This window comes from Roseateles sp. PN1 (assembly GCF_038419725.1).
Lineage (GTDB): Bacteria > Pseudomonadota > Gammaproteobacteria > Burkholderiales > Burkholderiaceae_C > Paucibacter_A.
The window spans coordinates 124,073-147,615 of record NZ_JBCARA010000014.1; the positions used below are offsets into that span (position 1 = coordinate 124,073).

General features: G+C 62.9%; 18 protein-coding genes. 7 read left to right on the forward strand and 11 right to left on the reverse strand.

What is annotated here, in order from left to right; translation table 11 throughout:
• Positions 1-4: 4 nt before the first annotated feature.
• The 5 genes from AABB87_RS19715 to nudB all read right to left on the reverse strand — a co-directional run bounded on the left by AABB87_RS19715 (position 5) and on the right by nudB (position 5,909).
• Positions 5-2,383 carry an ABC transporter permease gene (locus AABB87_RS19715; protein WP_341972998.1) on the reverse strand — a complete coding sequence of 793 codons (2,379 nt, stop codon included), beginning with the start codon at positions 2,381-2,383 and terminating at the stop codon, positions 5-7.
• Positions 2,384-2,396: 13 nt separating this feature from the next.
• Positions 2,397-3,116: an ABC transporter ATP-binding protein gene (locus AABB87_RS19720; protein ID WP_341972999.1), complete on the reverse strand. Its 720-nt coding sequence runs from the start codon at positions 3,114-3,116 to the stop codon at positions 2,397-2,399.
• A 203-nt stretch (positions 3,117-3,319) separates the two neighbouring features.
• On the reverse strand, positions 3,320-4,597 hold the full coding sequence (gene clsB / locus AABB87_RS19725; RefSeq protein WP_341973000.1) for a cardiolipin synthase ClsB: 1,278 nt from the start codon (positions 4,595-4,597) through the stop codon (positions 3,320-3,322).
• A gap of 2 nt (positions 4,598-4,599) precedes the next feature.
• Complete coding sequence (locus AABB87_RS19730) at positions 4,600-5,406, reverse strand: endonuclease/exonuclease/phosphatase family protein (RefSeq protein WP_341973001.1); 807 nt, start codon at positions 5,404-5,406, stop codon at positions 4,600-4,602.
• Positions 5,403-5,909 carry a dihydroneopterin triphosphate diphosphatase gene (gene nudB / locus AABB87_RS19735; protein ID WP_341973002.1) on the reverse strand — a complete coding sequence of 169 codons (507 nt, stop codon included), beginning with the start codon at positions 5,907-5,909 and terminating at the stop codon, positions 5,403-5,405. The genes AABB87_RS19730 and nudB overlap by 4 nt, the downstream gene beginning before the upstream one ends.
• A gap of 127 nt (positions 5,910-6,036) precedes the next feature.
• Here nudB and AABB87_RS19740 point away from each other — a divergent pair, with 127 nt between their 5' ends.
• Positions 6,037-9,504 carry a PAS domain S-box protein gene (locus tag AABB87_RS19740; protein WP_341973003.1) on the forward strand — a complete coding sequence of 1,156 codons (3,468 nt, stop codon included), beginning with the start codon at positions 6,037-6,039 and terminating at the stop codon, positions 9,502-9,504.
• A gap of 103 nt (positions 9,505-9,607) precedes the next feature.
• Here AABB87_RS19740 and aspS read toward each other — a convergent pair whose 3' ends face one another.
• The 6 genes from aspS to AABB87_RS19770 all read right to left on the reverse strand — a co-directional run bounded on the left by aspS (position 9,608) and on the right by AABB87_RS19770 (position 16,305).
• On the reverse strand, positions 9,608-11,404 hold the full coding sequence (aspS, locus tag AABB87_RS19745; protein ID WP_058720530.1) for an aspartate--tRNA ligase: 1,797 nt from the start codon (positions 11,402-11,404) through the stop codon (positions 9,608-9,610).
• Between the two features lie 122 nt (positions 11,405-11,526).
• Positions 11,527-12,192 (reverse strand): DUF502 domain-containing protein, encoded by a 666-nt coding sequence (locus AABB87_RS19750; protein ID WP_058720531.1) that lies wholly within the window; start codon positions 12,190-12,192, stop codon positions 11,527-11,529.
• Positions 12,193-12,210: 18 nt separating this feature from the next.
• Entirely contained in the window at positions 12,211-12,504 is a 294-nt protein-coding gene (locus AABB87_RS19755) for an FmdB family zinc ribbon protein (RefSeq protein WP_058720532.1), read from the reverse strand.
• Between the two features lie 76 nt (positions 12,505-12,580).
• Entirely contained in the window at positions 12,581-14,029 is a 1,449-nt protein-coding gene (locus tag AABB87_RS19760) for a sodium:solute symporter family protein (protein ID WP_058720533.1), read from the reverse strand.
• Between the two features lie 180 nt (positions 14,030-14,209).
• Entirely contained in the window at positions 14,210-15,766 is a 1,557-nt protein-coding gene (ubiB, locus tag AABB87_RS19765; protein ID WP_341973005.1) for a ubiquinone biosynthesis regulatory protein kinase UbiB, read from the reverse strand.
• Positions 15,763-16,305 (reverse strand): hypothetical protein, encoded by a 543-nt coding sequence (locus tag AABB87_RS19770; RefSeq protein ID WP_058720535.1) that lies wholly within the window; start codon positions 16,303-16,305, stop codon positions 15,763-15,765. The genes ubiB and AABB87_RS19770 overlap by 4 nt, the downstream gene beginning before the upstream one ends.
• A 313-nt stretch (positions 16,306-16,618) precedes the next feature.
• Here AABB87_RS19770 and AABB87_RS19775 point away from each other — a divergent pair, with 313 nt between their 5' ends.
• The 6 genes from AABB87_RS19775 to AABB87_RS19800 form a co-directional block, all read left to right on the forward strand.
• Positions 16,619-17,914 (forward strand): undecaprenyl-phosphate glucose phosphotransferase, encoded by a 1,296-nt coding sequence (locus AABB87_RS19775; RefSeq protein ID WP_341973006.1) that lies wholly within the window; start codon positions 16,619-16,621, stop codon positions 17,912-17,914.
• A 67-nt stretch (positions 17,915-17,981) separates the two neighbouring features.
• The gene (locus AABB87_RS19780) at positions 17,982-19,229 is read left to right on the forward strand and encodes a hypothetical protein (protein WP_341973007.1); all 1,248 of its coding nucleotides are present in this window, start codon (positions 17,982-17,984) and stop codon (positions 19,227-19,229) included.
• A 5-nt stretch (positions 19,230-19,234) separates the two neighbouring features.
• Positions 19,235-20,260 (forward strand): UDP-glucose 4-epimerase GalE, encoded by a 1,026-nt coding sequence (galE, locus tag AABB87_RS19785; RefSeq protein ID WP_341973008.1) that lies wholly within the window; start codon positions 19,235-19,237, stop codon positions 20,258-20,260.
• Between the two features lie 30 nt (positions 20,261-20,290).
• The gene (locus AABB87_RS19790; RefSeq protein ID WP_341973009.1) at positions 20,291-21,736 is read left to right on the forward strand and encodes a mannose-1-phosphate guanylyltransferase/mannose-6-phosphate isomerase; all 1,446 of its coding nucleotides are present in this window, start codon (positions 20,291-20,293) and stop codon (positions 21,734-21,736) included.
• Positions 21,737-21,868: 132 nt separating this feature from the next.
• Positions 21,869-23,149, forward strand: a complete 1,281-nt coding sequence (locus AABB87_RS19795) for a nucleotide sugar dehydrogenase (protein ID WP_341973010.1) — start codon at positions 21,869-21,871, stop codon at positions 23,147-23,149.
• 20 nt (positions 23,150-23,169) lie between these two features.
• On the forward strand, positions 23,170-23,543 hold a 374-nt coding region (locus AABB87_RS19800; RefSeq protein WP_341971688.1), incomplete at its 3' end, for a GDP-mannose 4,6-dehydratase.

Genomic DNA, 23,543 nt, shown 5'->3' on the forward strand with positions numbered 1-23,543 from the left:
CCACTCACTCCCTCGTTTTCAAGGCGGCCACCAAGTCCAAACCGTCAATGCGGCGGCGCACTACCAGGGCACTGGCGATGCCGGCCCCGAGCACCGCGATCGCAGCCCAGGCATAGGTGCGCGGCTGGATCACCACCGGAAACAAAAACTGGTCGGACTTCAACAGGTCAACGATCAATTGCGTCAGCCCCCAGCCCAGCCACATGCCCAAGGGCAGTGCGATGGCGATTCCTAAGGCCATCTCACCCAGCAACATGCCCGAGACCTCGGCGCGGCTGAAACCCAGGACGCGCAAGGAGGCCAGCTCCCAAGCGCGTTCGGCCAGTGCGATGCGGGCGTTGTTATAGACCACCCCCACCGCGATAACGGTGGCGAACAGCGTCAAGATGCTGCTCATGATGCGCACATTGCGGGCGCTGATGTCCTGCATATTGCGCAACAGCGTAGCCTTGCTGAAGGTGCCGACCACACGCGGTAGCGCTTGCGCGGCCTGCAGCAGCGCCGCCTCGCTGCCACGCTCGAGCGCCAAGCCAAACTGATTGCTGACATCACCATCACCCAGCCAGCGGTTCAACACGCGCCGCTCGGCATAGGCATTGAGCCCCATCATTTCGCGAACGGTCGCCTCCAGCGGCAAGGTCAGCACACGCCGACGCCCCTCCAAGACATCCACCCGCACCAGGTCGCCGACACGCAGCCCCAGCTTGTCGGCCAGCCGGTCGGTCATCACCAAGCCGTCGCGCCCGGGCGTGAGCTGCTTGCCATCCACATCCATGATGCGGCGCAGCTGAGGCTGCTCGGCATAGCCCTGAATGCTGCCGCGTTCGCTGCGCTGCCCGTTGACGAAGCGCACCGCCACATCACGCCCCGACTCCACCGTCAACACCCCCGGCAGGCGCTGCAACTCATGCCGGGCCGCATCATCAGCGGGCTCGCTGAGCCACATCTGCACATCGCTGCGCATGGCGCTATTGAACTGGCTGTCCACAATGAACTCGATCGCATCGCGAAAGAAGTTGCCCATCACCACGATGGCCACTGCCGCCGCCACGCCGCCAATCGACAGGCCGCTGCGCAAAGGGCGGCGCTCCATATTGCGCAGAATCATGCGCAAGGTGAGCGGCGCGGCCGGGCCGACCAAGCGCTCCAGCCAAGCCCGGCGATAGCGCCCCGGCGCGGCGGGCCGCATGGCCTCGGCCGGCGCCAGCCGAACCGTCGCCCCGATGGCGTTAAGCGTACCCAGCACGGCCATCAGCAGCGTCACGCCAAAGCCGATCAGCAGCAGGTCGGCCGAGATGGCGTGCTCGAAGCGCGGGAACTGGAAGAACTCGGTATACAGGCCAGTCAGCATGCTGCCGAGCACTTTGCCAAGGGCAAGGCCGAGCAAGAGGCCCAGCGCGGTGATCAGCAAGACCAGCTTCAAGTAGTGCGCGGCAATGCTGCGATTTGGATAGCCCAGCGCCTTCAGCGCCGCGACCTGCTCGCGCTGCGTGGCCACCAGGCGCGACAGCACCACATTCAATAAAAAGGCGGCCACGCCGAGGAAGATCGCCGGCAAGACGGAGCCCATCACACGCTGCTCTTTGATCTCGTTGGCCAGCATCGCGTGAGAGCCCTGATCGGCGCGCGTCAACACCTCTTGCCCGCCGTAGGGCTGCAAGACGGCCTGCACCTGCGCAGCCACCGCCACCTCGGAGGCCCCCGGCGCCAGCTTCAGGGCGACATGGTTGAATGCGCCGCGCATATCGTAGGCCGCTGCCAGCAAGTCGCGATCGACCCAGAAAACACCAAAGCCGCGCATATCCGGCATGCCGCCCAGCCCGGCAAAGATGTACTCGGGCGACAGTGCCGTGCCAACCACCAGCAACTCGCGCAGGCGCCCATTCATCAGCGCCGACATACGCGCGCCCGGCTGCAGGCCGCGTGCCTGCGCAAAAGCCTGCGAAACCAGCACCTCGATTGGCGCCGAGCCGCTCTGCCCCGCCACGGGCCAACGCCCACTGCGCAGTGAGACCCGGTTGAGGGCCTGCGGATGCGCCAGATCGAGGCCTATCATCTGCCCAATGATGGGGTCGCCGTGGCCAGCCTCGGTGCCGTGGCTTTCAACGCGCAGCAAATGCTCTATCGTGGTTTGAGCCAGCAACACACCGGGCAGTTGCTGCAACTGGGACTGCAAGGCCTGCGGCGCTCGTTTGAGGCCAACAAACAGATCAGCGAAGCGCCCCTCGGCATAAAAGTCATCGCGCGCCACTGCCAGCGAGTCCACCGCCGACAAGCTGGTGAAGAAGCCCCCGATGCCGCTGGCCACCACCAGGGCGATGGTCAGTGCCTGGCTCCACATCAGGCGCAGGTCGCGCAGCAGCTTGCGGTCGAGGGCGCGCATGGGATGAGCTTCGCTACCAGGACAGCTGCGAGGGCGTCAGCTTGTGCGCGTTCTGCTCGATGCGCTGAATACTGCCGTCGCCAAGATAGATGACTCGATCCGCCATCGCCGCTATTGCCGCGTTATGGGTAATGACGACGGCCGTGGTGCCCAGCTCCTGATTGATTTTGGCGATCACTTCCAGCACCAGCTTGCCGGTCTGATAGTCGAGGGCGCCGGTGGGTTCATCGCACAAGAGCACATCCGGGCGCTTGACGATGGCGCGCGCGATCGCCACCCGCTGCTGCTCGCCACCCGACAACTGCGCCGGGAAATGGTCGGCACGCGCGCTCAAGCCCACCATCGCCACCGCCTCATCCACGGCCATGGGGTGGGCAGCAATATCGGTCACCAACGCAATGTTTTCACGCACGGTCAGACTCGGGATCAGGTTGTAGAACTGAAACACAAAACCGACATGCTCGCGCCGGTAGCGGGTCAGTTCGGCCTCATCGGCACCACTCAATTGGTGGTCGGCAAAGCTGAGTTCACCGCTGCTGGGTACATCCAGACCACCGAGGATGTTCAAGAGCGTGGACTTGCCGCTGCCCGAGGCCCCCAGCAGCACGATGAACTCGCCCCGGGCCACCTCCAGATCAACCCCACGCAAGGCATGTACCGCCGTCTCGCCCTCCCCATAGACCTTGGTGAGGGCCTGAGCGCGAAAAACGGCGGACGAATTCGAGGTCGGCATAGGATCAAGCCTGACAGCATCCAGGCCTAACTCATTTGACGGAAATCAAGTCGCCAATCGCGCTTGCCCTCCTTCATCGACCCCAGGCTCATGTCGGGATCAAAAAAGCGCTTGGCCGAGCCTCACAAGTCTTGCGGATGGGCGTCGAACTCGCCGGTCAACAGGCCGCCGCAAAAGGTAAGCATTTGCTGCTCAGCACGCACTCAATAGCGCCCCGTCGCCCCGGCCACACGCAAATAGACATAGGCCGCCCAAGCCACCAAGGCGCGTCGCAACACGCCGCGCAGGCCGCCGCCCAGGGAGTCGCGGTCGACCTGGCGCGACAGCGCCGCCGCCGCATCGAATTGCGCCGCCACATCGCGTGCGAACTGATCGTCACGCACGATCACATTGGCCTCCAGATTGAGCAGCAGCGAGAGCGGGTCAATATTGGAGCTACCCACCGTGGCCCAGCACTCATCCACCACGCAGACCTTGGCGTGCAGATAGGCGGGGGTGTATTCGTAAATGGTGACGCCATAGCCCAGCAACTCGGTGTAGAGCGCCTGCGCGGCCATGCCAGCAATGCGGTAGTCCAGCTTGCCCTGCAGAATCAGGCGCACCCGCACGCCGCGCTTGGCGGCACCACGCAGCGCCCGGCGAAAGGCTTGGCCGGGGTAAAAGTAAGGCGTGATCAGGTCCACGCTTTGGCTGGCGCTGCGGATCGCGTCCACATAAGCGTGCTCGATGGTGCGGCGCTGGCGCAGGTTGTCACGCAGCACAAAGGCGGCACTCACCGGCGGCAGCTCCTGGCCCTGCGATGGCTTGCCGCCGAATCTGGGCATGCGCAAGCGGCGCGCCAGGCGCCGCAGCCGCGCCACCGGTTCGGGGCTGCGCACCAGGGCCAAGAGCTCTTCGCCGAAGTCCCGCCCCAGCCAGGCGCGCGACCAGACCGCCCGCGCCGACTGCTCCACGGCTTGTACCAGCGGGCCGCGCAAATCCACAGCAAAGTCCAGGCGCGGCTGCTCGGTGACGCCGTGGTTGATGTCCATGCGGTCATCGATGATGTTGATGCCGCCGATGAAGGCGTGCTGGCCATCCACGACGCAAAGCTTTTGGTGCAGTCGGCGCAGCTGACCGGGTTGCAGCCAGCTGTACCAACGGTCAATCGGCCGAAACACCGCCAGCGCCACGCCGCTGCCTTCTAGCTGCGCCTGCAGCCAGGGCAGGCTGGCCCGCGAGCCAAAGCCGTCCACCACCAGGCGCACCCGCACACCGCGCCGCGCCGCGGCGATCAAATCATCCAGCACGGCCTGGCCAGCGCTGTCGAAGTGAAAGATGTAGGTGGCCAGCCAGATCTCATGGTGGGCGGCGGCAAAGGCTTGTGACTGCGCGGGGAACAACTCATCCCCGCCGCGCAGCAGGCGCAGCTGATTGCCGCCGACGAACTCCGCCCTGGGCAGCGGATGCCAGGACAGCAAGGGGTCGACTTCGGGTGGCACGCTCACCCCTCGCTCAGCTCCAGCTCAGCCAGCAGGGGCAAGTGATCCGACATGCGCGCCCAGGCCGGGCCCTTGGGAACTTGCAGGTTCACGCATTGCAGGCCGCGGGTGTAGATGCGGTCCAGCGAGAAAAACGGCATACGGGAAGGGAAAGTGGCCAAACGCGCCCGGCCATCGGGCAGGGCGGCGCGGGCCAGGCCTTGCTCGCGCATGGGCACATCCAGCCGCTCGCCCCAGTCGTTGAAGTCTCCCGCCACCACCAGCAACGCGTCGGGCGGCACATGCTTGTGGATGAACTCGGCCAGGCGCTGCACCTGGCGCACCCGGCCGCTGTGCATCAGGCCCAGATGCGCCACCACCGTGTGCACCACCCTGCCCTCCCAGCTCACCGGCACATGCAGCAGGCCGCGTTGCTCGAAACGGTGGTCAGACACATCGTGGTGGCCCACATCGCCCAGCGGCCAGCGCGACAACAGGGCATTGCCATGCTCGCCATGCTTGGTAAAGGCATTGGTGCGGTAGGCCACCTGATAACCATCGGGCGCCAGAAACTCGGCCTGCCCCTGCTCGGGCCAGCCAAACCAGGTGTGCTGAAACTGCTGGGCTTCGCGGTGATGGAAGTGCCGAACTTCTTGCAGGAACACCAGGTCGGCCTTCAGCGCCGCAATGCCTTGGCCAAGGTTGTGGATCTCCAGCCGCTTTTGCGGCCCCATGCCACGCACGCCTTTGTGGATGTTGTAAGTGGCCACCCGCAAGGACGCCGGCTTGCCGGCCGCGGCCGACGGCAACTGAGTCAGCTTGCTGCTCACGGCGCGGACTCCTGGGCCGGCACCGCCACAAAGCGCGGCAACTGCAGAATCGCCTCGGCATTGGAGGGCGAGAAGCACAGATCAGCCGCCTCGCGCCAGGGCAGCCAGCGGTATTGCAAATGCTCGCGCGGCGCCAGCTGCACCGGGCCGGCTTCGGGCACGGTCAGGCCGAACACATGCTCGACGTTGTGCGTGACGCCTGGTGCATAACGATGACGCCAGACCGGGTAGATTTCGTAGTGATTGGCCAAACCCCAGTCGCGCAAAGCGAGCCCAGGGGCATCGGCGACCAAGCCGGTTTCTTCACACACCTCGCGCGCGGCCGTCAGGCTCAGCGGCTCATCCTGGCAGTCTTTGGAGCCAGTCACGCTTTGCCAAAAGCCGGGCCGGTCGGCGCGCTCCAGCATCAGCACTTGCAGATCGGGCGTGTGTATCACCACCAGCACCGATTCGGGAATCTTGAAGCGGGGGCGGTTCTCGTCAAGGGCGGGACCAAGGTTCATCCGCAAAGCATAGCGCTTGTTCAAGTCACTGCGCACGCCTGGGGGCATGCACCTTGGCGGCAGGGCTAGCCGGGTGAGTTTTCAGCGGTAAGCTGTCACTACCCGCCACGGTCGCCGACCCTTACGCATGAAGTTGTTGCCCCGCATCTTTGTCAGTGTGATTTTGCCCACCTTGCTTGTTGTTACGGCAACCCTGGGCCTGGGGCTGGCACTGCTGGAGCAGTCCATGCGGGATGAGTTTGATGAACGCGCCAATGCCACGCTGTCGCAGTACCTGGGCCACATCAATCTGGGCCTGGAAGATGGGCGCGATGTGCTGCGCCTCGCCAGCCGCAGCCCGGCCATGCTCAGCGGCCAGCTAGGGCAGCAAGAGGAGGCGCTGCGCCAATGGCAGGGTGCCAGCCAGCGGTTTGAGAGCTTTTACCTGCTCGACCGGGCCGGCAACTTGCAGGGACGCACTGAATTGGCCAGCCCCAATTTCGAGCGCGAGGTCGCGCAAATCCTGGCGCAGCCTCAAGAGAATCAAGGCGCATTGACGGACCCCAGCATCAACACCGACTCGGGTGAGCTGGTGCTGCTGCTCCGTACCCCGGTTTTTGACGCCCTAGGCAAGCCCCAAGGGCAGCTGGGCGCCAGTCTGAAGTTGGCCCCCATACTGGCGATGGCCGTGGGCAACACCATGGCAGGAGATGCACGTTTGCTGGTGCTGGACCGCCAGCGCCGCTTGCTGGCCGGCGGCTTGGGCGAAGAGGGTCAGGCCTTGCTGCTGCCGACCGAAGCCAGCGCGCCACAAACCACGGCCTTGCTGGCGGCCCTGGGCTCAGGATCGCTGACGACGGCCCCCAAGGTGGTGCGCGTCGATGTTGGCTCGCAAGTCTGGTACGCCTTGCAGTTGCGGGTGCCTGAGCTGGACTGGCAGCTGATCTACGCCCAGCCGGAGGCCAGCTTGTTCGCCAGGGTCGCCACCCTCAAACGCATCGGCCTGTTCGCGGTTCTGTCCTGCCTCTTGCTGGCCCTGGCCGGCGCGGCGCGCATCCACCGGCTGGTGATGCAGCCGCTGCAGCAATTGATGCAAGCCCACCAAGCCCTGCAGGCGGGTGAACGCCAGGCCCGTGCGCCGGTGGATGGAGATGCCGAGTTCGGCGACCTGGCCGCCTCTTTCAACCAAATGGCCCAGGCCCTGGATGCCACCGAGCAGCGCTTTCGCCTGGTCTTCCAGGCTATTCCCCACCCCATCACCCTGCTGAGCTTGTCAAACGGCAAATATGCCGACGTGAACCCAGCGTTCGAGCAGTTCGCCGGCATGACGCGCGAGCAGGCCCTGCGCAGCGGCCCGATGGACTTGGATCTCTTCAAGACGCGCGCCGATATGGAGGCGGAGTTGCGCGAGCTGCTCGACAAGAGGGAATTGCGCCACCTCAGCACCCACCGCAGCAACGAACAAGGCGAGACCCGCTGGCTGCTCTATTCCTCGACCCTGTTCGAACAAGACGGCGAGACCCTGGTCCTGTCGGTGGCCACCGACATCACCGAGCTGAAATTAGCGCAGGCCAAGCTGGAACAAAGCGAGCAGAGCTTCACCGCTCTGTTCGAATCCGCCCCCGTGCCCATGGCTCGCTCGCCGCTGACAGAGAACCTGGTGCTGACCTACTGGAATGAGGCCTGGTACCAATGCTACGGCTACCGGCCCGAGCAATGTGAAGGCCTGGGCGGCCATCGCTTTGATTTCTGGGTCGATCCACAAGAGCGCAGCCAGTTCATCGATGACCTGGTGCGTTTCGAGATGGTGATTGGCCGCGAGGTCCAGCTGCGCCATGCCGATGGCTCCATCAGAGTCAGCGAGGTGTCGGGCCGCTATATCGACGTCAAGGGTGAGCGCACGATTCTGACCAGCTATGTCGACGTCACCGAAGCCCGTCTGGCCGAACGCGCCTTGCGCGACAGCGAAGTGCGCTTTCGGCAGCTGTTTGAATCCGCGCCGGTGGCCATGCTGCATGCGGACGCTGAGGGCCATATCCTGGCCGTGAACCAGCAGTGGACGGAGCTGATGGGCTATAGCGCCGTGGAGACGCCCAGCATCGAGGAGTGGTGGCGCATCGCCTACCCTGACCCGCATGTGCGTAAGCGCACGCGGCTGGGCTGGCTGACCCGCATCGAAGAGGCCCGGCTGAGCGGCGGTAAGGTCGAGGCGGTCAAGATCCATCTCCACAACCGCGCCGGCGACTTGCTAACGACCATTGTGGGCGGCATGTGGGTGGGCGGCAATTTGCTGCTCAGCTATTTCGATGTGACCGAGACCGAGAAGGCCGAGGCCGCCGTGCAGCTCAGCCAACGCCAGCTGCTGGCCAATCTGGAGAACACCCCGGCCGTGGCGGTGCAGTGGTTTGATGAAGCGGGCCGCGTGCTGTACTGGAACCCCGCCTCGCAAGCGATGTACGGCTACAGCTCTGCCGAGATGTTGGGCCACACCCTGGAGGGCACCCTGTGCGATGCGGAGGGCGCGGCGGCCGTGCTGAGAAACCTGCAGGCGATTCAGCGCAGCGGCCAGCCCTATGGCCCGATCGAGGCCCAGGTGCGGCGCCGCGACGGCACCTCGCTGTGGATTCTGGCCACCACCTTCGCCATGCCGCTGGAGGGTGAGCGCATGGGCTTTGTCAGCATGGATGTGGACATCACCCACCGCAAGCAAGTGGAGGCCCAGCTGAGCGAGCTCAACAGCCAGCTGGAGCAGCGCGTGCAACAACGTACCCAGGAGCTGGCCTCCCGCAATGGCGAGTTGGCCGAAGCGCTGCGCCACCTGCAACTGGCGCAGGGGGAGTTGGTGCATGCCGAGAAGCTGGCCTCGCTGGGCCGCCTGGTGGCCGGCATCGCCCACGAATTGAACACGCCGATTGGCAATGCCTTGCTGATGGCCTCGACCCTGGTGGACCGGCAAAAGAACTTCGAAGCCAGCATGCAAAGCGGCCTGCGGCGCAGCGAGCTGCACGGATTTTTGGCCACCTTGCACGAAGCCGGCGCCATGCTGGAGGCCAGCCTGCACCGCGCCAGCGAATTGATCAGCAGCTTCAAGCAAGTGGCGGTGGATCAGTCCAGCCATCAGCGGCGCGAGTTCGAGTTGCGTGCCGTGGTGCACGAAACCGCGCTGAGCCTCGGGCCTAGCCTGCGGCTCAGCGGCGTCACCTTGGACGAGCAAGTGCCGCCCGGCCTGCTGCTGGACAGCTACCCCGGCCCGCTGGTTCAGGTGCTGATGAACATCATCAACAACGCCGTGCTGCACGCTTTTGCGCCCCAGCAAGGCGGCACGGTGACGGTGCGCGCCCAGCGCCTGGGCGAAAGCCGCGTGCTGATTGAGCTGAGCGACGATGGCTGCGGCATGCCGCCCGAGGTGCTGGCCCGCATCTTCGACCCCTTCTTCACCACCAAGCTGGGCCAGGGTGGTTCGGGGCTGGGCCTGCACATCGTCTACAACCTGGTGACCGGGCCGCTGGGTGGGCGCATCGAGCTCAGCAGCGAGCTCGGGCGCGGCAGCACGGCCCGCATTGAGTTGCCCTTGCAAGCGCCGTATGAGATGGAGGCTGGTCTGGCACAAATTTGACCTGCGCTGAGGCACCCAGTTAGCCCGGAAAAAACGGGATAAAAAGACGAGACAAAAAAAGGGCGCCTTGCGGCGCCCTTCTTCGACCTCAAGCCACGGAGGCTCAAGCAGCCGTAGTGCCCACCGCGTTACGCAGGCGGATGTGCAACTCGCGCAACTGCTTGTCGTCCACATTGCTGGGGGCGCCGGTCAGCAGGCATTGGGCGCGCTGGGTCTTGGGGAAGGCGATCACGTCGCGGATCGAATCGGCCTTGGTCATCATGGTGACGATGCGGTCCAGACCGAAGGCCAGGCCACCGTGCGGAGGCGCGCCGTATTGCAGGGCTTCGAGCAGGAAGCCGAACTTCTCTTGCGCGTCTTCGGCGCTGATGTTCAGCGCGGTGAAGACCTTGCTCTGCACCTCGGCCTTGTGGATACGCACCGAGCCACCGCCCAGCTCCCAGCCGTTCAGCACCATGTCGTAGGCCTTGGCGATGCAAGCACCGGGGTCCGTGGCCATCAGGTCTTCATGGCCGTCCTTGGGCGCCGTGAAGGGATGGTGCACGGCGTTCCAGCGGCCGCCTTCTTCGTCTTGCTCGAACATCGGGAAGTCCACCACCCACAGCGGTGCCCAGACATCGTTGAACAGGCCGTTAGCCTTGCCGAACTCGCTATGGCCGACCTTCAGGCGCAGCGCGCCGATGGCGTCGTTGACGACCTTGGCGCGGTCAGCGCCGAAGAACAGCAGATCGCCATCTTGCGCGCCAGTGCGGGCCAGGATGTCGGCCACAGCCTTGTCATGCAGGTTCTTGACGATGGGGCTTTGCAGGCCTTCGCGGCCCTTGGCCACTTCGTTGACCTTGATCCAGGCCAGGCCCTTGGCGCCGTAGATCTTGACGAACTCGGTGTAGCTGTCGATCTCGCCACGGCTCATCGCGGCGCCGCCGGGCACGCGCAGGGCGACCACGCGGCCACCCTTGGTGGTGGCGGGGGTGCTGAAGACCTTGAAGTCCACATCGCCCATCACATCGGTCAGCTCGGTGAACTGCAGCTTGACTCGCAGGTCAGGCTTGTCGGAGCCGTACAGATGCATGGCGTCCGCGTACTTCATCACCGGGTAGTCGCCCAGCTCCACATTCAGCGCCTTGCGGAAAACGTGGCGGATCATGCCCTCGAACATGGAGCGAATTTCTTCTTCGCCCAGGAAAGAGGTCTCGATATCGATCTGGGTGAATTCGGGCTGGCGGTCAGCACGCAGGTCCTCGTCGCGGAAGCACTTGGTGATTTGATAGTAGCGGTCGAAACCGGCCACCATCAGCAGCTGCTTGAACAGCTGTGGGCTTTGCGGCAGCGCGAAGAACATGCCGTCATGCACGCGCGAAGGCACCAAATAGTCGCGCGCACCTTCCGGTGTGCTCTTGGTCAGCATCGGGGTTTCGATGTCCACGAAACCATGCTCGTCCAGGAACTTGCGCACTTCCATCGCCACGCGGTAGCGCAGCATCAGGTTGTTTTGCATGTAAGGGCGGCGCAGGTCCAGCACGCGGTGGGTCAGACGAGTCGTTTCCGACAGGTTCTCGTCGTCCATCTGGAAGGGCGGCGTGACGCTGGCGTTGAGCACTTCGAGCTCATGGCACAGCACTTCAATCTTGCCGCTTCCGAGGTTGGCGTTCTCGGTGCCGGCCGGGCGGGCGCGCACCTTGCCGATGACCTTGACGCAGAACTCGTTGCGCACTTCTTCGGCCACCTTGAACATCTCGGCACGATCCGGGTCGCAGACGATTTGCACCAGGCCTTCACGGTCACGCAGGTCGATGAAGATGACGCCACCGTGGTCACGGCGGCGATGCGCCCAGCCCATCAAAGTAACGGTTTGATCCAGCAGCTTTTCGCTGACCTGTCCGGCGTAGCAAGTTCTCATTTTTCTATCACTCCAGGGATTCGTTTGAAGGCCGCGCCGCAGGAAGGGCGCGACAAAAAATTGGTATTCAGGCGCTGACGAGCTGGCTTGAAAGCTCTCAGGGTTGAGCACCTGCCGGGCGCTCAACCCACGCGATTTCGACCATTGGCATTGGCCAGCGCCGGGGTGGGCGCTTCGCCCTCAGGCGCCACCACACCCATCGAGATGATGTGCTTGAGCGCCGCGTCCACGCTCATCTTCAGAGGCCGCACGCTGGTGCGCGGCATCATCAAGAAAAAGCCCGAGGTCGGGTTGGGCGTGGTGGGCACATACAGGCTCACATGCTCATCACCCAAGGCATCAGCCACCTCGCCGCTGGGCTTGCCGGTGACGAAGGCAATCGTCCACGAGCCTTGATGCGGATACTGCACCAGCACCGCTTCGCGAAAGGCGTTGCCGCTGCTGGAGAACAAGGTGTCGGAGACTTGTTTGACCGAGCTGTAAATGCTCTTGACGATGGGGATGTGGGACAGCAAGCGGTCCCATTGCATCAACCACCACTGGCCAAAAATATTGGCCACAAACATGCCAGTCAGCAGCATGCCGCTGACCAGAATCACGACACCCAGGCCAGGGATGTGGCGCAAGGTGTCTATGCTGTCGCGCAAGGAATTGGGCAAGACGGCCTGCATGGCGCTCAGCATGGAGCTGAACACGCCGTCGATGACGCCAAGCACCGAGTGCAACACCCAGATGGTGATGGCCAGGGGCAACCAGACCAGAAGGCCGGTGATGATGTACTTCTTCACGCGCGCGGCTTCGCCAACTCAGTGGCAGGAACTGCCAGCACAACCGGTGCCACAGGCCGCAGCAGGAGCGGCGGCCGGGGCAGCATCAGCAGCGCTACTGGCGACTGCGGGCGCACTGGTGCTCGCAGCGCCACCCTTGAAGTCGGTGGCATACCAGCCCGAGCCCTTGAGCTGGAAGCCGGCGGCAGTGATTTGCTTGCTGAAGGCCTCGGCATGGCAGGCCGGGCAGGTGGTCAACGGGGCATCGGAGAGCTTTTGAAGCACATCTTTGGCGTGACCGCATTCAGCGCAGCGGTAGGCGTAGATTGGCATGATCTGTCTAACCCGTTGATTCAAAACCGCAAATTATAGGGTGCAAGGCCGGGGCTCGCCGCCGCCGGCCTGCGTACTACTGCGCCAGGCCGGCGATTTTGTGGTGCGAAGCCTGCACATTGCGGATCGCCTGCGGCCCCAGCGAGCCAATCAGCATGCCGACGATGGCAGCCAAAAAGCCTGCCAACTGGGCGGGGAAGACCTCACCCGCCGGCGTCACCATGAACAGCAGCCAGGTCAGCACGCCCAACACGATGGCGAAGATGGCGCCCTGGGTGGAGGCGCGCTGCCAATAGAGGCCAAACACCAGGGGCACAAAAGCGCCCACCAGGGTGACTTGATAGGCGGCCGACACCATTTCATAAATCGGCGTGCCCTGCAGCACGATGGCATAGGTCAAGACGCAAACGCTGAAGATCAGCACCGCAATACGCATGGTGCGCAGTTCCTGCTTATCGCTGATGCGGGGGAAGAACTGGCGCCAGATGTTCTCCACAAAAGTCACCGAAGGCGCCAGCAGCGTCGCCGAGGCGGTGGACTTGAGGGCCGACAGCAGCGCGCCGAAGAACAGCACCTGCATGATGAAAGGCATCTTCTCCATCACCAACGTGGGGATGACGCGCTGCGGATCTTCGGCAATCAGCGAGGCGGCCTGCTCGGGCATGATGATCAGCGCGCTAGTGACCAAGAACATGGGCACGAAGGCGAACAAGATATAGCTGATGCCGCCAATCACCGGGCCACGGGTGGCGGCGTATTCGTCCTTGGCGGACATCACGCGCTGGAACACATCCTGCTGCGGGATAGAGCCCAGCATCATGGTGATGGCCGCAGCGAGGAAGAAGACGATGTCGTGGAATTTGGGCTCGGGCAGGAAGCGGAACATATCCTTGCTGGTGGCCAAATCGATCACCTTGTCCGCGCCACCGGCCATATTGGCCGCGAAGATGGCGATGATGGACAGGCCCACCACCAGGATGATCATCTGAATGAAGTCGGTCACTGCCACCGACCACATGCCGCCGAACAAGGTGTAGGCCAGGATGGAGGCTGTGCCGATCACCATGCCGACCGGAATACTGATGGCGCCGCCCGACAGCAAATTGAACACCAAGCCCAGGGCCGTGACCTGCGCGGCCACCCAACCCAGATAGCTGAGGATGATGATCAAGCTGCACACCACCTCGACCACGCGGCCATAGCGCTCGCGGAAATAGTCGCTGATGGTCAGCAAGGTCATGCGGTAGAGCTTGGCGGCAAAGAAGATGCCCACCAAGATCAAGCAAGTGCCAGCACCGAAGGGGTCTTCCACCACCCCGTTCAAGCCGCTCTGCACAAACTTGGCTGGGATGCCCAGCACCGTCTCCGAACCAAACCAGGTAGCGAAGGTGGTGGTCACGATCATCACCAGCGGCAAGTGGCGGCCGGCAATGGCGAAGTCCGCCGTGTTCTTGACCCGCTTGGCGGCCCACAAGCCGATGGCGATGGTGGCCAAGAGGTAGATGATGACGAGGGTCAGGAGCATGGCGCAGGCCTTTGCACAGGGGCAACTGGAGGAAAAATTAGAGCGCGCGCATTATCGCTATTGCGGGCGCGTTTTTTTGGTCAGCTGCCCCCAGAGCCGACCCGGGACTATCCCGAATCGCACCGCGGCGCATACCGGCAATGTTCAGACCTGATCTCAGCCCTGTACTCAGCCTTGCTTTCAGCCCCAGTGCCAGCGCATCAACACGCTCGCCCCCAGCAGCCCCAGGGTGAAGCCCACCGCGCCGTAAAGCAGAGCCTGCAACAGCTGATTGGTGCGGCGTTGCTCACGGATCAAGGCGTGCAAAGCGACATGGTCCTGATTGCTGGCTTGGCGCTTGAGGGCGTCATGCAGCAAACGCGGCAGCTCGGGGAAGAGCTGGGCGTAGCGCGGCGCTTCCTTCTTGACCTGATTGATCAAGGCGCGCCAGCCAACCTGCTCATTCATCCAGCGCTCAAGGAAAGGCTTGGCCGTGGCCCAGAGGTCTAACTCCGGATCCAGCTGGCGGCCCAAGCCTTCGATATTCAGCAAGGTCTTTTGCAACAACACCAGCTGCGGCTGGATCTCGACATTGAAGCGGCGTGAGGTCTGGAACAAGCGCATCAGCACCTGACCCAGCGAAATGTCCTTCAGCGGCCGGTCGAAATGCGGTTCGCACACCGCACGCACTGCGCTCTCCAACTCATCCACCCGCGTACCGGCCGGCACCCAGCCCGAGGCGATATGCAGCTCGGCCACGCGCTTGTAATCACGCCGGAAGAAGGCGATGAAGTTCTGCGCCAGGTATTCCTTGTCCACCTCGGTGAGCGTGCCGATGATGCCGAAGTCCAGCGCGATGTAGCGACCGAAAGTGGCGGGATTCAGGCTCACCTGAATATTGCCGGGGTGCATATCGGCGTGGAAAAAGCCGTCACGGAAGACCTGGGTGAAGAAGATGGTGACGCCGTCGCGGGCCAGCTTGGGGATGTCGACACCGGCATCCTTGAGCCGCTGCAGCTGCGAGATCGGCACGCCGTGCATGCGCTCCATGACGATCACGTCGGAGCTGCACATATCCCACATCATCTCGGGCACCAGCACCAGGTCCAGGCCGCTCATATTGCGGCGCAGCTGGGCCGCATTGGCGGCCTCGCGCACCAAGTCCAGCTCATCGTGCAGATAGTTGTTGAACTCGGCCACCACCTCGCGGGGCTTGAGCCGGCGGCCGTCGGCCGACAAGCGCTCCACCCACACCGCCACGGTGCGCAGCAGCGACATATCGTCGTCAATCGTGTCCAACATGCCGGGCCGCAGCACCTTGACGGCGACTTCACGGCCATCCTTCAGGGTGGCGAAATGGACTTGCGCAATCGAGGCGCTGGCCACCGGCTCGGCATCAAAGCTACCGAACAGCTCTTCCACCGGGCGGCCGAAGGCCTTTTCCACCAAGGCGCGCGACTGCGCGGCGGGGAACGGCGGCACTCGGTCTTGCAGCTTGGCCAATTCCTCGACCATGTCTTCGGGCACCAGATCACGCCGGGTCGACAAGACCTGGCCGAACTTGACGAAGATGGGGCCCAGATGTTCCAAGGCCAGGCGCAGGCGCACGCCGCGCGGCTGCTCCCAGCTGCGGCCTACCGAGACGAAACGGCGCAAAAGCTTGAAGCGGCGACGGCGCAGGCCCGACAGCGCCAGCTCATCCAGACCAAAGCGAAAAATCGTCCAGACGATCACCAGCAGGCGCGCGAAGTACCTCATGCGGCCTTGCCACCATTGCGGCCACCCGCGGCTGCGCCAAAACTAGACGCTGTTTTAGCCAGCGCCGCCAAGGCCACGCCCGCAGCTTTGCTCCAGCGTGCCAGTTGATGCGCCAGGGCCGGGCCCAGCAAGGCGGCCAAATCGTCTTCAATATCCCAGCGCAGGTTTTCCATCAACCAATTGATCTCGCCGGCCAAGGCGGCGTCGCCCTGCACCGTCACCCGCGGCTTATCGCCAGCCAGGGCGCCCAAAGCCATCAATGCCGGGTTGGCAGCATCCAGCTCGATACGCAGCTGGTCGCCTTGCAGGGCAGCCACGTCCAGACGCTCAAACAAGCCAGCGGGTGTGATGCCCAGCGCCAGGTCAGGCATGGGCGGCAACAAAGCAGGCCAGCCAGCCAGATGCAGCACAACGGCGCGGCCTGCAAATGGGCTCAAACGGGCCATGGCGTGGGATTCACGCGAAATGACATGATTGAGCAACAGGACTGTGCGATCCTGCACTGCAGGGGTGATTTGCGTGAACCATTCTTGAATCATGGCGGGATTGTAGGCAGTCCGCCTCATCGTCGAGGGCTAACCCGCCGAACTAGGGGGCGGTGCTCGAGGCTTTGCTTGTGGACTTGCGTCACAATCGTGCGCAAATTACAGCCATGGGAGGCGGGCCTTAGTGGCCCGGCAATCAGCAAACCAGCTTGGCAGTCGCGCAAACAGTTGTATCGCTGGCAATTCACGGCCAGCACCAAGGAGCACGGGAACAATGTTCGAGGACAGAAGTTATAAAAGAACGTTCTTTAGCGCGCCTCAATCCATTGAATCTTTAGTCGCTGCCTTTCTTGAGCCCGGCATCATCGTGCTGTGCTACTTGGCGGTGAACGCCTATTTTGGCGAACCCATTCTGCGCTCCAGCTTGACCCTATGCCTGCTGGTCTTCGCGCTCACATTCCCGGGACGCAACCGCTTTTCCGACAATCTGGTCAGCGCCATCATCGACGTGCTCGGTGCCTGGCTGGCATTGCTGGTGATTTTGGCCTTGTGCGGCTACGCCACCAACAGCATGGGTTATTTCGAAGACCATGTGCTGATGTGGTGGGCCGGCATCACGCCCGTGCTGCAGATTGCCGCGATTGTCTTGGGCAAGCAGATTCAGCACCGCATCAGCAGCACAACCCGGCGCGGCGCAGTCATCGTCGGCGGCGGCCCCTTGGGCATCAAGGTGGCCCGGGCCTTGCGGGAGGGACCGGACAAGGGCATCGAGTTCCTGGGCTACTTTGATGACCGCCAGGACGACCGCCTGCACGCCGATGCCAGCCCCATGCTGCTGGGCATGCTCAGCGAGCTAAGCGATTATGTGCGCCTGCACAATGTGCGCGAGGTCTACATCACCCTGCCCCTGGGCTCACAACCCCGCATCGTGCAATTGCTCGAACAAATCCAGGGCACGACGGCTTCCCTCTTTTTTGTGCCCGATGTGTTTGGCATCAGCATCATTCAAGGCCGCCTGCAAGACATGAATGGCGTGCCGGTGGTGGGCATTTGCGAAACCCCCTTCACCGGCACCAATGAGTTGATCAAGCGCATCAGCGACATCGTGCTGGCCAGCTTGATCTTGGTTCTGATTTCACCCATCTTGCTGGCAGTCGCCATCGGCGTGAAGCTCAGCTCACCGGGGCCCATCATCTTCAAGCAGCGCCGCAACGGGCTCGATGGCGAAGAGATCCTGGTCTACAAATTCCGCTCGATGCGCACGCAAGACAACGGCACCGTAGTCAAGCAAGCCACCAAGGGCGACCCGCGCATCACGCCCTTCGGCGCCTTCATCCGCCGCACCTCGCTGGACGAATTGCCGCAATTCATCAATGTGCTGCAAGGCCGCATGAGCATCGTTGGCCCACGCCCGCATGCGGTAGCGCACAACGAGGAATACCGCAAGCTGATCAAGGCCTATATGGTGCGCCACAAGGTCAAGCCCGGCATCACCGGCTGGGCACAGGTAAACGGCTTGCGCGGCGAAACCGACACGATTGACAAGATGAAGGCCCGGGTGGAATACGACCTGGAATACTTGCGCAATTGGTCGCTGGCACTCGATTTGCAAATCATCGTGCGCACCGCGCGCCTGATGCTGTTCGATCGCAATGCGTACTGAAGAAACACCACTAAAAACAATGGCGCCGGGCCTAGATGAAGGAACCGAGCCGCATCAAAGGACCACCATGTCGCATCCGCCAAGGCAATTCACCACAGGCTCCGCCCGCTGCGCGCTCGCGCTGAGCTTGGCCAGCATCGGCTTTGCGGCACAGGCTGAAACCACCCCGTTCTATTACGGTGGTTCCTTGAGCTTGAACCATGTTTCGAACTTGTACCGCGTCAGCGAAGGCGCCAATAGCGACGACGTGGCCACGGTGTCGTTGTTGGGCGGCATCGATCAACGCCTCGGCCGGCAACGCGTCTACGCCGATGCCTCGGTGCAAAGCAATCGCTATCGCAAAAGCGGCACGCTGAACAACTACGGCTATAACCTCAAAGGCGGCCTGGACTGGTCAACGATTGAACGCCTGTCGGGCACGCTCAGCGCCGGCAGCAGCCGCAACTTGGCTACCTACAACATCGGCAGCGGCATCAACCCGGTGTTCGAGAAGAATATCGAGACCAACGACCGGCTTGACGCCGTGGTCCGCCTCGGCTTGGTGACCAAGTTCACGCTGGAAGGCTCGGCCGGCATGAACCGGCGCCGTTTTAGCCTGATCGAATACGCCAGGCTGGAGTTTGATCAGAACCGCTATTCTCTGGGCCTGTTCTATCGCCCCAGTGCCGACCTGCGCTTAGGCGTGGCGGGCCGCCGCACCAACACCGATTACCCGCGCTACACCATTACATCCTTGCCTCTGGTCAAGCCACCGACCTTTGCCGCGGCCAAATACGAGCGCAATGACATTGATCTGACCACCGACTGGACGCTCAGCGGCCGCAGCGCCCTGTTCGCGCGCCTGAGCTCCGGCCGCCAGAAGCGGACCGATGGCACCAGCAACACTTTCTCCGGCTTGACTGGTCAGCTGACTTGGCGCTGGCAACCGACGGCACGCTGGAATATCTCCACCTCCGTGAGCCGCGACACCGGCCTGGAGAGCACGCTGTTCCAAAGTGGCCCCAACAACACCAATTACGAGCAAGACCGCATCACCAAAGCCTTGCAGCTCAGCGCCGACTACGAGTTGACCAGCAAGGTCTTCCTCACCGCAGGCGCTACCCTTTCCAACAGCGATCGCACGACCGCATTGGCGGCCAACACGGTGCCCGACTACGACAAGGACAAGGCCTTCAATCTGGGCGCCCGTTGGTTGTATTCACGCGGCATCACCTTGGGCTGCCAAGCCGGCTGGAACTCCCGCGACAGCAGCACCGCGAGCTACGTCTATGACGCCACCAACTTTGGCTGCTACGGCCAGTTGTTGATCAATTGATACTCATGAACAAGACCATTTTGTTGACCGGCGCGGCCGGCTATATCGCCTCACACACTTGGCTGGCTTTGCAAGCGGCCGGCTTCGATGTGGTGGGCGTAGACAACTTCTCCAACAGCTCGCCCGAAGTGCTCAAGCGCCTCGCGACCTTGAGCGGTCAGACGCCCGTGTTTGTGCAAGCCGATGTGTGCGACAGCGCGGCCATGAACCAGGTATTCGCGCAGTACAAGCCGGATGCCGTGGTCCACTTCGCCGCCTTCAAGGCCGTGGGCGAATCCACTGCCAAGCCACTGGACTATTACCGCAACAACCTGGGCGGCTTGATCAACACCTGCGAAGTGATGCGTCAGCACGGCTGCAAGCGCATCGTCTTCAGTTCCAGCGCCACGGTCTATGGTGTGCCGGAGCATTTACCTTTGAACGAAGGCGCTGCGCTCTCCGCCGTCAACCCCTATGGCGCCACCAAGCTGATGGGCGAAACCATTTTGCGCGACCTCGGCGCCGCTGACCCCGAGTGGCAGACCGCCGCCCTGCGCTACTTCAACCCGGTGGGCGCGCATGCAAGCGGCCTGATCGGCGAAGACCCTAGCGGCATTCCCAACAACCTGATGCCCTTTGTGGCCCAGGTGGCAGTGGGCCGCCGCGCCCGCTTGCAGGTCTTCGGTGACGACTACGCCACGCCTGACGGCACCGGCGTGCGCGACTACATCCACGTGCTGGACCTGGCCGAAGGCCATGTCGCCGCCCTGCGCTTCTTGCTCAGCGGCCGCGAATCCATCACCGTCAACCTGGGCACCGGCCGCGGCTATAGCGTGCTGGAACTCGTCAAAGCCTATGAAGCCACCAGCGGCAAGGCCGTGCCCTACGACATCGTGGCGCGCCGGCCAGGCGATGTGCCGGCCTGCTATGCGGACCCGGCCTTGGCGCTGGAAAAGCTGGGCTGGCAAGCCAAGCATGATTTGCAGCGCATGTGCGAGGACAGCTGGCGTTGGCAACGCCTGAATCCACAAGGCTTCGCAAGTCCGACATAAGAAATTCAAGAAAACGAAGAAGAGAAAGTCATGAAAGAGAAAATCATCGAGGTCCGGCCAGTCATCATGGCCGGTGGCAGTGGCACCCGACTGTGGCCCCTGTCTCGTGCCGCCTACCCCAAGCAATTCCTGATTCTGTCCGGCAATAGCAGCCTGTTCCAACAAGCTGCCCGTCGCTTGGCTGCCCTGGCCGCCGATGACCTGGTCTTGAGTGGGCCGGACATCGTCGGCAACGAAGAGCACCGTTTCCTGATCCTCGATCAGCTGCGCGAAACTGGCTTGGACCCAAGCAATGTGTTGCTCGAGCCCTTGGGCCGCAATACCGCGCCAGCCTTAACGCTGGCGGCCTTGAGCGCCATGCAAGACGGCGCCGACCCGGTGCTGGTGGTGACGCCCGCCGACCAAACCGTCACCGACGCCCAAGCCTTCACGCAGACCCTGCAGGACGCAATTCGCCGTGCAGCTGATGGCAGCATCGTGATCCTGGGCATTACGCCGGATCGCGCCGAAACCGGTTTTGGCTATATCCGAGGTGACGCCGACGGAGCAGCCCTCCGTGTGGCCGAGTTCGTCGAGAAACCCGATGCCGCCACGGCTGAGCGTTATGTAACAGCCGGCAACTATTTCTGGAACAGCGGCATGTTTGTGCTGAGAGCCAGCGCCTGGATCAAGGCCTTGGAACGCTTCCGCCCCGACATTCTGGCCGCCACCCGCCTGGCCTGGGAACAACGCCAGGTCGATGCCAAATTTGTGCGCCCCGGCAAGGCTGAATTCGCCGCCATTCCGGCCGAGTCCATCGACTATGCCGTGATGGAGCGCTGTCCTGGCAGCAGCATCGCCATGCAAATGCTGGCCCTGAATGCCGGCTGGAGCGATCTGGGTGCCTGGGAGGCGGTCTGGCAAGTGGCCGACAAAGATGCTCAGGGCAATGCTTCACAAGGCGATGCCATCATCAGCGACAGCCGCAACACCTTGGTGCATGCCACCAGCCGTTTGGTCAGCGTGGTAGGCCTGAACGATGTGGTGGTGGTGGAGACGGCCGATGCGGTGCTGGTCAGCGACCGCGCCCACAGCCAGGATGTGAAAAAGATCGTGGCCCGCCTGGACGCCGAGAAGCGCGCCGAGCACACCCTGCACCGCAAGGTGCACCGCCCCTGGGGGTGGTACGACAGCATCGACTCCGGTGATCGCTTCCAGGTCAAACGCATCATGGTCAAGCCCGGCGCCACCCTGAGCCTGCAGATGCACCACCACCGTGCCGAGCATTGGATCGTGGTCTCCGGTACGGCCGAGGTCACCAATGGCGACAAGGTCATGCTGCTGGGCGAAAACCAGAGTACCTACATCCCCTTGGGTCAAACGCACCGTTTGGCCAACCCGGGCAAGGTGCCGCTGATGATCATCGAAGTTCAGTCCGGTGCCTATTTGGGCGAGGACGATATCGTTCGCTTCGATGACAGCTATGGCCGCCAATAAGGAGTGCGTCTATCCAGCCTGATCGCTGAATGGATGCAGCTTTCGTTTCTTGTTGACTTGAAATCGTGGCCCACTGAAGCCAGCCACGATACACAAGCTTTGTTTTGATTTGACTGTCTGTTTGGAAACACCATGAGTATTCTTGCCGTCGTTGGTTTGGGTTATGTGGGCCTGCCGCTGGTTGTCGAATTCGGCAAGAAGCGCCGTTGCATCGGCTTTGATATCGCCACCGACAAGGTCGCCAAATGCCAGGCCGGCACTGACCCTTCGCGCGAACTCTCGGACGAAGAAATGGCGCAATCGCCCTTCGCCGAGTACAGCAGCGACCCCAAATGCCTGGCCGAGGCCGATGTCATCATCGTGGCCGTGCCCACGCCGGTGGACGAAGCCCATATTCCCGATTTCCGCCCCTTGATCGGCGCCAGCACCAGCGTGGGCCGCAATCTCAAGAAGGGCGCCATCGTGGTGTATGAATCCACCGTCTACCCCGGCGCCACCGAAGAGGTCTGCATCCCGGTGCTGGAGCGCGAGTCGGGCCTGAAGTGGAAGCAGGACTTCTTCGTTGGCTACTCGCCCGAGCGCATCAACCCGGGCGACAAAGAGCACACGCTGACCAAGATCCTCAAGATCGTCTCCGGCGACACCCCCGAGACCCTGGACACCGTCGCCAAGGTCTACGAGCAAATCATCATTCCCGGCGTCCACCGCGCCGCCAGCATCAAAGTGGCCGAAGCTGCCAAGGTGATCGAAAACACCCAGCGCGACCTGAACATCGCCCTGATGAACGAGCTGTCCATCATCTTCGACAAGATCGGCATCGACACCTCGGAAGTGCTGGAAGCTGCCGGCACCAAGTGGAACTTCCTCAAGTTCAAGCCGGGTCTGGTGGGCGGCCATTGCATCGGCGTCGACCCCTACTATCTGACCCACAAGGCCGATATGCTGGGCTACCACCCGCAGGTCATCCTGGCTGGCCGCCGCATCAATGACGGCATGGGCAAGTTCATCGCCGAGCAAACCATCAAGCAGATGATTGCTGCCGGCTCGCCGATCAAGGGCGCCAAGGTCAATGTGCTGGGCCTGACCTTCAAGGAAGACTGCGCCGACCTGCGCAACTCCAAGGTGATCGACATCATCAACGAGTTGAAAACCTACGGCGTCGAAGTGATCGTCACCGACCCCGACGCGGATGCAGACGAGGCGGTGCATGAGTACGGCGTCCGCCCGGTCACTTGGTCTGACCTGCCCCGTGCCGATGCCATCGTCGCGGCGGTGGCCCACAAGAGCTACAAGGCTCTGAGCGCGGCGGATCTGGCCAGCAAGGTCCTTGCAGGCGGCGCCTTCATCGACGTGAAAGCGTCGTTTGATCAAAAGGCGTTGGAAGCCGCAGGCCTGCGGGTCTGGCGCTTGTAATTTTTGGGGCGCAGACTTTCATGACTATCCTCGTCACCGGCGGCGCCGGCTTCATCGGTAGCAACTTCGTCCTCGACTGGCTCAAAGGCTCTGACGAGCCCGTGGTCACCCTGGACGCCCTGACCTATGCGGGCAATCTGGAAAACCTGGCCTCGCTGCAAGGCGATGCCCGGCACACCTTCGTCAAAGGCGATATCTGCGATCGCGCTTTGGTGGATCAGTTGCTGAGCCAGCACCGCCCACGCGCCCTGATCCACTTCGCCGCAGAAAGCCATGTGGACCGCTCCATCAGCGGCCCCGGCGCCTTCATGCGCACCAATATCGAAGGCACTTACACCTTGCTGGAAGCGGCACGCGCTTACTGGAGCGGCCTGGGCGAAGAAGACAAGGCCGC

Coding starts and splice junctions, on each gene's coding strand:
- AABB87_RS19715 (WP_341972998.1), bottom strand. CDS start 2,383: ATGCGCGCCCTCGACCGCAAGCTGCTGCGCGACCTGCGCCTGATGTGG.
- AABB87_RS19720 (WP_341972999.1), bottom strand. CDS start 3,116: ATGCCGACCTCGAATTCGTCCGCCGTTTTTCGCGCTCAGGCCCTCACC.
- nudB (WP_341973002.1), bottom strand. CDS start 5,909: ATGAACCTTGGTCCCGCCCTTGACGAGAACCGCCCCCGCTTCAAGATT.
- AABB87_RS19740 (WP_341973003.1), top strand. CDS start 6,037: ATGAAGTTGTTGCCCCGCATCTTTGTCAGTGTGATTTTGCCCACCTTG.
- aspS (WP_058720530.1), bottom strand. CDS start 11,404: ATGAGAACTTGCTACGCCGGACAGGTCAGCGAAAAGCTGCTGGATCAA.
- AABB87_RS19755 (WP_058720532.1), bottom strand. CDS start 12,504: ATGCCAATCTACGCCTACCGCTGCGCTGAATGCGGTCACGCCAAAGAT.
- AABB87_RS19760 (WP_058720533.1), bottom strand. CDS start 14,029: ATGCTCCTGACCCTCGTCATCATCTACCTCTTGGCCACCATCGCCATC.
- ubiB (WP_341973005.1), bottom strand. CDS start 15,766: ATGAGGTACTTCGCGCGCCTGCTGGTGATCGTCTGGACGATTTTTCGC.
- AABB87_RS19770 (WP_058720535.1), bottom strand. CDS start 16,305: ATGATTCAAGAATGGTTCACGCAAATCACCCCTGCAGTGCAGGATCGC.
- AABB87_RS19780 (WP_341973007.1), top strand. CDS start 17,982: ATGTCGCATCCGCCAAGGCAATTCACCACAGGCTCCGCCCGCTGCGCG.
- galE (WP_341973008.1), top strand. CDS start 19,235: ATGAACAAGACCATTTTGTTGACCGGCGCGGCCGGCTATATCGCCTCA.
- AABB87_RS19790 (WP_341973009.1), top strand. CDS start 20,291: ATGAAAGAGAAAATCATCGAGGTCCGGCCAGTCATCATGGCCGGTGGC.
- AABB87_RS19795 (WP_341973010.1), top strand. CDS start 21,869: ATGAGTATTCTTGCCGTCGTTGGTTTGGGTTATGTGGGCCTGCCGCTG.